Annotated in this window: 10 protein-coding genes; 8 read left to right on the top strand and 2 right to left on the bottom strand. The window is 52.2% G+C overall.

Features of this window, described 5'->3' with window-relative positions:
• The 3 genes from DW937_RS03835 to DW937_RS14860 all read left to right on the top strand — a co-directional run.
• A partial coding sequence (locus tag DW937_RS03835) for a hypothetical protein (protein ID WP_243111414.1) occupies positions 1-732 on the top strand: 732 nt, incomplete at its 5' end.
• Positions 733-793: 61 nt separating this feature from the next.
• Positions 794-1,123: a hypothetical protein gene (locus DW937_RS03830; protein ID WP_120120175.1), complete on the top strand. Its 330-nt coding sequence runs from the start codon at positions 794-796 to the stop codon at positions 1,121-1,123.
• An 82-nt stretch (positions 1,124-1,205) separates the two neighbouring features.
• Positions 1,206-1,367 (top strand): hypothetical protein, encoded by a 162-nt coding sequence (locus DW937_RS14860; RefSeq protein ID WP_165852876.1) that lies wholly within the window; start codon positions 1,206-1,208, stop codon positions 1,365-1,367.
• A 447-nt stretch (positions 1,368-1,814) separates the two neighbouring features.
• Here the strand turns inward: DW937_RS14860 and DW937_RS14855 are convergent, their stop codons facing one another.
• Positions 1,815-2,219, bottom strand: a complete 405-nt coding sequence (locus DW937_RS14855; RefSeq protein WP_165852875.1) for a hypothetical protein — start codon at positions 2,217-2,219, stop codon at positions 1,815-1,817.
• Between the two features lies 1 nt (position 2,220).
• Here DW937_RS14855 and DW937_RS03820 point away from each other — a divergent pair, with 1 nt between their 5' ends.
• The 5 genes from DW937_RS03820 to DW937_RS03795 all read left to right on the top strand — a co-directional run bounded on the left by DW937_RS03820 (position 2,221) and on the right by DW937_RS03795 (position 10,981).
• On the top strand, positions 2,221-2,577 hold the full coding sequence (locus tag DW937_RS03820; RefSeq protein ID WP_120120174.1) for a TnpV protein: 357 nt from the start codon (positions 2,221-2,223) through the stop codon (positions 2,575-2,577).
• Positions 2,578-3,257: 680 nt separating this feature from the next.
• Positions 3,258-8,828, top strand: a complete 5,571-nt coding sequence (locus tag DW937_RS03810) for a DEAD/DEAH box helicase family protein (protein ID WP_243111420.1) — start codon at positions 3,258-3,260, stop codon at positions 8,826-8,828.
• Entirely contained in the window at positions 8,825-9,157 is a 333-nt protein-coding gene (mobC, locus tag DW937_RS03805; protein ID WP_120120172.1) for a plasmid mobilization relaxosome protein MobC, read from the top strand. The genes DW937_RS03810 and mobC overlap by 4 nt, the downstream gene beginning before the upstream one ends.
• A gap of 109 nt (positions 9,158-9,266) precedes the next feature.
• The gene (locus tag DW937_RS15140; protein WP_120120171.1) at positions 9,267-9,542 is read left to right on the top strand and encodes a hypothetical protein; all 276 of its coding nucleotides are present in this window, start codon (positions 9,267-9,269) and stop codon (positions 9,540-9,542) included.
• Between the two features lie 53 nt (positions 9,543-9,595).
• Positions 9,596-10,981, top strand: coding sequence for a relaxase/mobilization nuclease domain-containing protein (locus DW937_RS03795; RefSeq protein ID WP_120120194.1), 1,386 nt, complete (start codon positions 9,596-9,598; stop codon positions 10,979-10,981).
• Positions 10,982-11,211: 230 nt separating this feature from the next.
• Here DW937_RS03795 and DW937_RS03790 read toward each other — a convergent pair whose 3' ends face one another.
• Positions 11,212-11,577, bottom strand: a complete 366-nt coding sequence (locus DW937_RS03790) for a helix-turn-helix transcriptional regulator (protein WP_172682257.1) — start codon at positions 11,575-11,577, stop codon at positions 11,212-11,214.
• Positions 11,578-11,671 lie beyond the last annotated feature (94 nt).

Raw genomic sequence — 11,671 nt, 5'->3', positions numbered from 1 at the left:
AAGATGGATGAAAAGCTGGACAAAGAACGGCAGGAAGCCTATGCAGCCCGTGTCAAGTACGATGCGGCTCTCCATGACCTTTCTTCCGTTGATGCTGATTTAGCACAAATTCAAAATAGGTTGGCACGGCTGTCCGATTGCGAAAGGCAGTATCAAGCTGCTCTTTCCGAAAAAATCAAAAGCATCAAAGCATCTGCCCACCCTGCCGCACAGCTGGTTGCGGAAAGTGAAAGCCGCATTGCCGCACTGAAAGTCCAAAAACGGGAGCTGCTGGAGGCCATCAACGCCGGAAAGACTGCCTTGCACACGGTCAATGAAGTTCTGGAAACGCTGGATAATGCCGAGGGCTGGAGTACATGGGACGTAATGGGCGGCGGTTTGATGGCTGATCTTGCCAAGTATGAGGAACTGGACGATGCACAGGAACAAATCGAACAGCTTCAAGTGGAGCTGCGGCGGTTCAAAACTGAGCTTGCTGATGTTGAGATTACCGCTGACCTTCAGGTTACGGTGGACAGCTTTCTGAAATTTGCGGATTTCTTCTTTGACGGCCTCTTTGCAGACTGGGCAGTTCTGGATCACATCAATCAGGCACAGAGCAGGGTGGAGAATACCAAAGGTCAAATCAAGCGAGTCCTTGCACTTCTAAAAAAGATGCGCGAAGATGTTGATGTCCAAATCGCTGATGAAAAAGAGAAGCAGGAGCAGCTTGCGGTGGAAACTGAGCTGTAAGTTTGAAGAGTCCGCTTATGTGATATGATTCGATAAAACCGAATTTACAGGAGGTGTTTCGATGAAAACAAGAAAGTTTGCCTTATGTCTGGCAGCGGTTTTTCTGGTAATGATTTATATCAATATTCAGAGAAGCCATACTTTCACCCTTTCAGATGATGAAGGCACTATAAAGACAGAACAAATACAGCCACTTTGGGGAACTGTAAAAGTGAGCGGTGATTGTGATACTGAGGTGGTCTTTACCGATGTTGAGACTGGAGAAAAATACAAAATCGGATATATTACACAGGGTGTAACAGAAAGAATCAAACTTGAACGAGGCAAATGGTATAAGGTGGTAGGCAGAGGCAACCTTACACTGAATCCGGTAAACATTCGAGTCGAATAAATGTAAGTTCCTTGCGGGCAGCTATGAAAGCTGAAGCTGAGAAGAGAGTTTTGAATATTCACATATGAAGGAGTACAGTTCTATGAGTTACGGTTGGGCAACTGTTTTCACTTTAGCGGCATGGTTTGCAGGGCTTGTGATTGATGTAAATGTGCGGGTCGGCGACCTCGGTTTACGAACCGTGCTTCCCGTCATCGTGATGGGGTGCTGCGTTATGAAGTACATAAAGGGCAATAGCAAATAATCTTATCTCGATACACTTTCCAGCGGGCGGCCACAAAACGGTTGCCCGCTCTTTTTATGCTCAAAAAACGAAGGGAGGAACACTATGCCAAGCAAAACCGAAGAATATCTCGCCCTTGCCCAGCGCACGGCAAACGGCTTGACCCGGTACTGGGAAAGCTGGACGGACTACCTGACCACCGCATCCCGGCTGTACAAGTACCCCTTTGCAGACCAGCTGATGATCTACGCCCAGCGCCCGGATGCCACCGCCTGCGCTGAATATGACATTTGGGTCAGCCGCATGAACCGCTATGTGCGCAAGGGTTCCAAGGGCATTGCCCTGCTGGACGAATCCAGCGGATTCCCTCGCCTGCACTACGTTTTCGATGTGTCGGACACCGGAGTGCGCCGCAATTCGCGTGACCCAGAGGTATGGCAGCTCGGCCCCGATCTGATTCATCCTGTTTCAGAAATGCTTGCCAGAGAATACGGTGTCCAACACGAAAGATTCAGCCAGCAAATTTCCGATTTGACGGGCAAGCTGGTGGATTCTTATTGGGACAACAACAGTGGTGACATTCTCGCCATCGTTGACGGTTCGCTTCTGATGGATTATGATGAAGCCGGACAGGAGTTCCAGTTCAAAAGTGCAGCTGCCATCAGTGTCCTGTATACGATTCTGGAGCGCTGTGGTCTTGAGCCGGACGGCCACTTTGACCAGGATGATTTCCAGGCAATCTACAATTTTTCTACCCCGGATGCCGTTTTTGCCCTCGGCGCTGCCGTCAGCGACATGAGCCGGGAGGTGCTGCGGAACATCGAGCGCACCGTTAAAACCACCATTCGTCGCAGAAACAACGAAAGGAGCCAATATGAATACGAACAGCAGGAACGTGACCTACTCGACCATCGGGGACTACCAGCTCCCGAACCTGACTTTGAACCAACCCCAGAAGCCGCTGGGCAAGTACGGCAGACTGCGCCGGACGTACCTGATGAACCATCGCCCGATACTGTACAACACGATGCTCCTGAACGGGAGCCTGTACCCGCACCTGATGGAGGTGGAGCAGACAGCAGAGAACCGGATGCAGCAGACCATGGCGCAGCTTCTGAAACAGAGCCCGGCCCCGGACAAGGAGCAGAATCAGATGGCATGGGTGCAGCACATGAACAGCCTGAAAGCACAGGCCGAGGAACTGGTGCTGACGGAGCTGATCTACAGCTAAGTTTTCTGGATGCTGCCATCCCTACGGAAGCCCAGCAAATCGAAAAGATTGACCGAGCGGAGAGCGAAAAAACGCCCTCCGCTTTTGTTTTGTCGCAGGTTGAGATCGAAAACGAATTGCGTAAGCACGGTTCGGGATTTATGGGCGGCAAACAGCGCATTATGGCATTGTACCAGACCCAGCCTGATCGGAAACTCCGTGCCAAAACGTTGGCAAAGGAGTACGGCATCGGCGGGCACTCCCACGATTTTCTGGACGGAAGCCGTGGTTTTGTGAATCACGACTGGAAGGGTCTGGAATTCGACCATTACCCCGACCACCAGAAAATCACCCTGAAATGGGCGCAGGTGGAGCAGTATATCGACCTGATGATCCAGTCCGACCGCTACCTGACGGATAGAGAAAAGGAGCATTACACGCCGCCCGTCAGCGTAAAGCCGGATGGTGCCATAGATCGTGCCAAAAACCTGATCCGGGAATTTTGTCAGGAGGAATACGACTCCGAGCCAGACTTTTCTGACCTGTCCAAGATTGGCGTTGCCTACACCAACGCCACCGATGAGGAGATTCCCATTCAGGTCAACGTTGATTTGATTGGGTATCGGGTGGAGCGGTATCTGGGTGATGTTCTTGTAGACGAGCGGCAGTACGAAAGTCTGGAGGAACTGACTGAAACCGAGTTGGAGACTCTGGATTTTTCGGAACTGGTCAGCGTCACGGATGAAGAACTGGAGCATTACCACAGCAAGGCGGAGGAACGCCCGGCACTGCTGCCGCTGGATGCCGCCACCGAGTACAACGCCCTGAAGGAGCAGCACCCGGATGCGCTGGTAGGCTTTGAGCAGAACGGACAGTTTGAGTTTTACGCAGATGATGCACAAAAAGTCTGCGTACTTCTGGGCACCAAACTTCTGGAAAAAGAAACGGCACTAGGCACCGTTCCGGTCACTGGTTTCCCCACCGACCAGTGGGCATACCGTGCCAAGCAGCTGTGGCAGTGCGGCGAGAACGTCTATCTTGCCGGGCTGAACGAGGATGGCACCCACCACCAGACCAAATATTTGCGCCGGGAGGATTATCTGCCGCTGGGCACTACCGTCCACATGGAAGGGCGCGCTTTCCGGGTTGATACGGTAAATTTTGATAAAGACAGCGTATCCTTACAAGACATGATGTTGGCAGAAATGCGAATGCCGATTTTCCGGGAGGAGCCGCTGGCGGTTGTCCGGGAGTTGTACGAGCAGGAACAGGATATTCCACAACTTTCCGACGAAGAACTGGATGAACTGCCTATCTCTGCCGTGGTGGACGGAAAAGGGCAGACCTTCCCGGATGCCGCCGCCTTGGATGAAGCCCTGAATACCGAACCTGCGCCAGAGTCTGCCGGGAACTTCCGCATCACGGATGACCATCTGGGCGAGGGTGGTGCAAAGCAGAAATATGCCCGGAACATCGAAGCCATCCGAACCCTGTTTAAGCTAGAGCAGGAGCACCGTGGTGCCACCGCTGAGGAACAGCGGGTGCTTTCCCAGTATGTAGGCTGGGGTGGTCTGGCAGATGCCTTTGACCCCAACAAGGACGGTTGGGCAAAGGAGTACGCAGAACTGAAAGGGTTACTCTCCGAGGACGAATACGCCGCCGCCCGCAGCTCCGTGCTGAATGCCCACTACACCGCCCCGGTGGTAATTCGCTCTATTTATGATGCAATCGAGAAAATGGGGTTTCAGTCTGGCAACATTCTGGAGCCGTCCATGGGTGTGGGCAACTTCTTCGGAATGCTGCCGGACACCATGGCAGACAGTCGTCTGTACGGCGTAGAGCTGGACAGCATCACCGGGCGCATTGCGAAAAAACTGTATCCGCAGGCTGACATTACTGTGGCTGGCTTTGAGACCACCGACCGCCGTGATTTTTATGACCTCGCTGTCGGCAACGTGCCCTTTGGTCAATACAGAGTCAACGACAAGGCGTACAACAAACTTGGTTTTAGCATCCACAATTATTTCTTTGCAAAAGCCATCGACCAAGTGCGTCCGGGCGGCATCGTTGCCTTTGTCACATCTCGCTACACCATGGACAGCAAGGACAGCACCGCCCGCAAACACATGGCAGAGCGAGCCGATTTGCTGGGGGCCATTCGTCTGCCCAACAACGCTTTCCGTGCCAACGCTGGCACGGATGTTGTCAGCGACATTATCTTTTTGCAAAAACGTGACCGCCCCATTGACCATGAGCCGGACTGGGTGCAGTTGGGCAAAACAGAAGATGGCTTTGCCATCAACCAGTATTTCGCAGACCACCCGGAGATGGTTCTGGGCGTACTCTCCACCGAAAGCACCCAGTATGGACGAGAGGAACTGACGGTTGCGCCCCTTGAGGGCACCAGCCTTGCCGACCAACTTGCAGAAGCAGTACAGCATATTGAGGGGCAATACGCCGAAGTTGAGGTGGAAACACCAGATATTGCGGATGCCGAAAATGAGAAGCACATTCTCCCGGCTGACCCGGAGGTCAAAAACTTCTCCTATACCGTAGTGGACGGCGAAGTTTTCTACCGGGAAAATTCCGTGATGACGCAGGTAGAACTTTCCGACACCGCCAAGGGGCGCGTCACCGGCATGGTGGAACTGCGCCAGATCGTCAACGACCTGATCGACCAGCAGCTGAACGACTACCCGGACGAGGACATCAAGGCAACACAGGAGCGTTTGAACGCCGCCTACGATGCCTTTACCGCCAAATATGGCTTGCTGAACGACCGCAAAAACGGGCGGCTGTTTGAGCAGGATTCCTCTTATTATCTGCTGTGCTCGCTGGAAAATCTGGACGAGCAGGGGCAGCTCAAGAGCAAGGCTGCAATGTTCACCAAGCGCACTATCCGCCCGGAACGCACCGTCACCAGCGTGGATACCCCCAGCGAAGCGTTGGCGGTATCTATTGGTGAGCATGGCAAAGTGGATTTGCCCTATATGGCAGAACTGTTGGGCACTCCCGGCGACTACGGGCGCATCACCACCGAACTGTCCGGCGTGATCTTCAAAGACCCTGCCGCCGACCCCACTGACCCGGAAGCGGGCTGGCAGATGGCAGACGAGTACCTGTCTGGCGATGTTCGGGCAAAGCTGCGGATGGCGCAGTTTGCCGCCGAGACCAACCCGGAATTTGCGGTCAATGTGGATGCGCTGATTAAGGCACAGCCCAGAGAACTGGAAGCATCTGAAATTGATGTGCGGCTGGGTGCCACATGGCTTGCACCTGAAATCATTCAAAAATTTATGACCGAGACTTTCCAGATCCCCTACTATCTGCGCCATGCAGTCAAAGTGAGATATTCTCCGTATACCGCCGAGTGGCGTGTGGAAGGCAAAACTGCCACCGGGCGGGGCGATATTATCTCTTCCGAAACCTACGGCACATCCCGTGCCAATGCCTATAAGATTCTGGAGGAGACCTTGAACCTGAAGGATGTCCGCATCTATGACACCATCGAGGATGCCGAGGGCAAGCCCAAGCGTGTGCTGAACAAGCGGGAGACCATGCTGGCGCAGCAAAAGCAACAGGTCATCAAGGACGCTTTTGCCAACTGGGTCTGGCAAGACCCCCAGCGGCGCATTGCGCTGGTGAAGCAGTACAACGAGCTGTTCAACTCTACCCGCCCCCGTGAATACGATGGCTCCCACATCAAATTCGTGGGCATGAACCCGGAGATCACCCTTCGGGAACACCAGCGCAACGCCATTGCTCATGTGCTTTATGGCGGTAATACGCTGCTTGCACACGAAGTTGGTGCGGGCAAGACCTACGAAATGGCAGCGTCTGCTATGGAAGCGAAACGCCTTGGTTTGTGCCAAAAATCGCTTTTTGTCGTGCCCAACCACCTGACGGAACAGTGGGCATCGGAGTTTCTGAACCTCTACCCCAACGCAAAACTCTTGGTGGCACGGCGCAAGGACTTTGAGACTGCCAACCGCAAAAAATTCTGTGCCCGCATCGCCACCGGGGACTACGATGCCGTCATCATCGGGCATAGCCAGTTTGAGCGCATCCCGCTGTCCTTTGAGCGGCAGGAACGTATCATTCAGGAGCAAATTTATGAAACGCTTGCCGCCATCAACGAGCTGAAAGCCCATGCAGGCGAGAATTTCTCCATCAAGCAGATGGAAAAGACCCGGAAAACTCTGGAAACCAAGCTGGAAAAACTGCGCTCCGATGAGCGCAAAGACGATGTGATTACCTTTGAACAACTGGGCGTTGACAGGCTTTTTGTGGACGAGAGCCATTTTTACAAGAACCTCTTTTTGACCACAAAAATGCGGAATGTCGCAGGATTATCCACCAGCGAAGCGCAAAAATCCAGCGATATGTTCGGCAAGTGCCGCTATCTGGATGAGATCACCGGAGGCCGGGGCGTGGTGTTTGCCACAGGAACGCCCGTGAGCAATTCCATGACCGAGCTGTACACGGTCATGCGGTATTTGCAGTACAGCACCTTGCAGCAGAAAAAACTGACCCACTTTGACTGCTGGGCATCTACCTTTGGTGAGACCACCACCGCCATCGAACTTGCCCCGGAGGGCACCGGCTATCGTGCCCGCACCCGGTTTGCAAAGTTTTTCAATCTCCCGGAACTGATGTCCATGTTCAAGGAGGTTGCGGACATTAAAACATCTGACCAGCTTCATCTGCCTGTGCCCGAAGCAAAGTTTGAAACCGTGGTGGCAAAACCCTCGGAGATTCAAAAGAAAATGGTGCAGGAACTGAGCAAACGTGCTGCAGAAATCCACTCCGGTGCAGTAGATGCCTCCGTGGACAATATGCTCTGCGTCACAAACGACGGCAGAAAAATCGGCTTGGACGTTCGCTTGATGAACCCCATGCTGCCAGATGATCCCAACAGCAAATTGAACGTATGCGTTCAAAATGTGTTGAAAATCTGGGAGGAAGGTAAAGAACAGAAGTTGACCCAACTTTTGTTCTGCGACCTCTCGACACCAAAGAACGATGGCAACTTCAATGTTTATGAGGACATTCGCAAAAAGCTGATTGCCGCCGGTGTGCCGGAAAACGAGATCGAGTTTATCCACAACGCCAACACCGAAGCGAAAAAGGCAGCATTGTTCTCCAAAGTACGTTCCGGCGATGTGCGCGTCCTGCTGGGCAGCACGGCAAAAATGGGCGCAGGAACCAATGTGCAGCAGCGTCTTGTGGCAGTGCATCATCTGGATGTCGGCTGGAAACCCAGTGATATGACCCAGCGCAATGGTCGCATCATCCGGCAGGGCAACATGAACAAGGAAGTCAAGGTGTTCAACTACGTCACCGAAGGCACATTTGATTCGTACCTCTTTCAGACCCTTGAGAATAAACAGCGATTCATCTCGCAAATTATGACTTCCAAATCCCCGGTGCGTTCCTGCGATGATGTGGATGAACAGGCATTGTCTTATGCGGAGATCAAAGCATTGTGTGCTGGAAATCCGTTGATTAAAGAAAAAATGGATTTGGACGTGCAGGTGGCAAAGCTGAAGGTGCTGAAAGCCGACCACCAGAGCCAGAAATTCCGTCTGCAAGACAAGCTGCTGACCAAATTCCCGGCTGACATTCAGGAAACGAACGCCCACATTGCCGGGCTGAAAGCCGATGCACAGCTTGCCGACGCCCATCCGCAGGGCAAGGAGGAGTTTTGCGGCATGGTCATCAAGGGTGTGACCTACGATGAGAAAAAGACCGCCGGTGAGCGACTGGTGCTTGCTTGTTCTGAACTGCCAAACGCCGAAGAAAAAGTCATCGGCAGCTACCGGGGCTTTGAACTTTCCCTGCGGTTCGATACCTTCCGCAGTGAGTATCAGGCGATTCTGAAGGGGCAGCGGAAGTACACGGTGCCTTTGGGCACCGACCCGCTGGGCAACATTATCCGTCTGGATAATTCGCTGAACAACTTCCCGGAGCGCATCACCTCTGCCGAAAACGAGCTGACCACCCTGCATCAGCAGCAGGCGGCGGCGCAAATTGAGGTGGAAAAGCCATTCCCACAGGAGGAAGAACTGGCCGAAAAGTCCGCACGGCTTGCAGAATTGAATGCTCAGTTGGATGTAGACGAAAAGAGCCATGAGCCGGAACAGGACGAGGAAGAACAGGAGGACGAACCTCGCCGCCCCTCGGTGCTGGCGGCACTGGAAGAAAAATCGGATAAGCCGGAGCCGGTGAAGCCCTTCCGCAGTTATTACGACAAGGACGGTGATGCCCGGTGAGGGAAAAGCGGGACGAGATCATCATCCTGAGAACCACAAAGGCGGAGAAAAACCGCATCTATGAAAAAATGCTGGGCATGGGCATCCGCAGCCTGAGTGCCTATATCCGCAAGATGGCACTGGACGGTTACTGCCTGAACCTTGACCTGCCGCAACTGCGGCGCATGGCATATCTCTTGCAGATGTGCAGCAACAATCTGAACCAGTACGCTAAAGCCGCCAATGAAAATGGTCGGGTCTATGCCGCCGACATGGAGGACCTGCGGCAGCGGCTGGATGAACTGATTGAGATTGGTCGGCAAATCCTCTCCCAGCTGGCAGAACTCTAATTTTTTCCCCGCAGTTGGAAAACTGCGGGGGTACATAAGGGGGCGACATCCTTGCAATGCAGGGATTGACACCTTTATAATAGGGGTGAAAGAAAGGCAGGTGCTGGATATGAGGTTCGTTTTTAAGATGATCGTTTTCCCGTTTTGGCTGCTTACGGCTTTCCTTGCGCTGATGCTGAAATGGACTCTGAACCTGTCGGCGTTTGTGTTGACTCTGCCCATGCTGTATATTTTCGGCTGCGGTCTTTATACGCTGTACTGCCGGGAGTGGCTGCAGTTTTTGATCTTGCTGGTGGCAGAGTTTGGCTGCTTCCTGCTCCTCACCGCCGGAACGGTCATTGTAGAAGCCGTGGAATGGTTCAGCAGCTGGATTGCAGAATTATAAAATTTTTATGCCGCCACTGTACGGCATTTTCTTTTTGCCGGGAGGTGGTCAAACTGGCTGCAACAAGATTGATTGCACTGCACAAAAACAAGGGGAAATCCGTTGCGGCCTGCCTGAAAAGCCGCACGGATTACGCCCAGAACCCGGACAAGACACAGCAGGGCGAACTGGTCAGCAGTTACGAATGCAGTCCCCTGACCGTGGATGAAGAATTTATGCTCTCCAAACGCCAATACGAACTTGCCACCGGTCGCAGGCAGAAAAGCGATGTGATCGCCTATCAGATTCGGCAATCGTTCAAGCCCGGAGAGATCACCGCCGAGGAAGCCAATAAGGTCGGTTATGAGCTTGCTATGCGGTTTACCAAGGGCAAGTATGCTTTTATTGTGGCGACCCATACCGACCGGGAACACATTCACAATCACATCATCTACAATTCTACTGCACTGGACAGTACCCGGAAATTCCGGGATTTTTTATTGTCCGGGCTGGCGGTGCAGCGGTTGAGCGATTTGATTTGTCTGGAACATCAGTTGTCCGTTATTGAAATCAAGCCGTACCGGGAGCGGCAAAAGCGCACACTTTATCCACCCAGAGAAAGTAATCGTGATAAGCTGTGTGCCGTAATCGACAGCATCCTGCTGAACGAGAAGCCCGCAGACTTTGAAATCTTTCTTCAAAAGCTGGAGCAGCAGGGCTATGAAATCAAACGAGGAAAGCACACTTCGGTCAAAGGCGCACGGCAGAAACGCTTTATCCGTTTTCGCACATTAGGCGCAGGATACAGCGAAGATGAAATCAAGGCGGTCATCGCCGGAGAAGCAGAACACCGCCCACATCAGAAGCAGCCGCCAAAAGAACAGTCGTTCCACCTGTTGGTGGACATTCAGGCAAAACTCTCCGAGGGCAAAGGCGAAAGCTACGCACGGTGGGCAAAACGCTATAATCTGAAAGAAATGTCCAAGACCCTGATTTTCTTACAGGAAAATAAAATCGGCAGCATCGAAGAAATGCAGGAACGAGTAAATGCAGCGACTGCACGATACCATGAACTAGGCGATTCCATCAAGGCCGCAGAGCAACGTATGGCAGAGATTGCTGTCCTGCGGGCGCACATCGTCAACTATGCCAAAACCCGACCTGTGTATGATGCCTACCGTAAGGCTGGGTACAGCAAGAAGTTTTTGGAAGAACACCGGGAACAAATCACGCTGCACAAGGCGGCAAAAGTCGCTTTTGACGAAGCGAGTTTGAAAAAGTTGCCAAAGGTAAAAGAACTGGATGCCGAATACTCCGCACTGCTTTCTCAAAAGAAAGCTGCTTATCCAGCCTACCGTAAGGCACGGGATGAAATGCAGGAATTGAAAAAAGCACAGAAGAATGTAGAGCTGTTCTTCGCCGAGGAAAAAGACCCCAAGGAAAAATCGCAGACCCGCTAAACAGAAAACGCCGAGGATTCTTCCCATTTTGGGGAGAGTCCTCGGTGTTCTTTTTCGTTATAGAAGCATTTGGCACAAATGCGCAGCCTGCATCCGGCGGATGCAGTACACAAAGGGTTTGGGACTATCCCAACAAGCATTTTGCAACGCAAAAATGGCGTTTGTATATACGGACGCCCTGCTTGCCACTTAGCGACAGCCCTTAAAATGGCGCAAAAAAACAGAGGCCCTTATTCTGGAACCTCCGTTTCTCTGGCTTTCTTAATGCCCTCGGCTGTGGCTTCTATTACAACAAGCTCTTTTTCATTCATAGAATTTAGGAGCACATCAATGTGCTTTCTGCAAGAGCTTGACCTTGCCCCTCCGTCCGCATGAATAAACTGGTCAACTGAAACGTCAAACATGGTAATGAGTTTAACAAAAAGGTCAAAACTGGGATACTGACCTTTGTTCTCAATATTCATAATGGTACGGGAGTCACGGTCTACTAATTCCGCAACATAGGCTTGTGTCCATCCCTTTTCTTCTCTGGCTCGTTTGAGAGCCGCCCCGAGGCCGTGAAAGTCAAACCTTCTTTCTTCTTGGTTCATTCTCATATCACCCTATATCATTGTACGTTTCGGGTCGGGTTATGAGAATGTAATGAGATTTTACACAAAGTAGTATTTCATTTCATCAATATGCGGCCTC

Origin of the sequence: Faecalibacterium sp. AM43-5AT (assembly GCF_003603345.1) — a bacterium.
Lineage (GTDB): Bacteria > Bacillota > Clostridia > Oscillospirales > Ruminococcaceae > Faecalibacterium > Faecalibacterium taiwanense.
The sequence above is the reverse complement of the archived record's forward strand: the minus strand, read 5'-3'. Positions and strand labels throughout refer to the sequence as shown.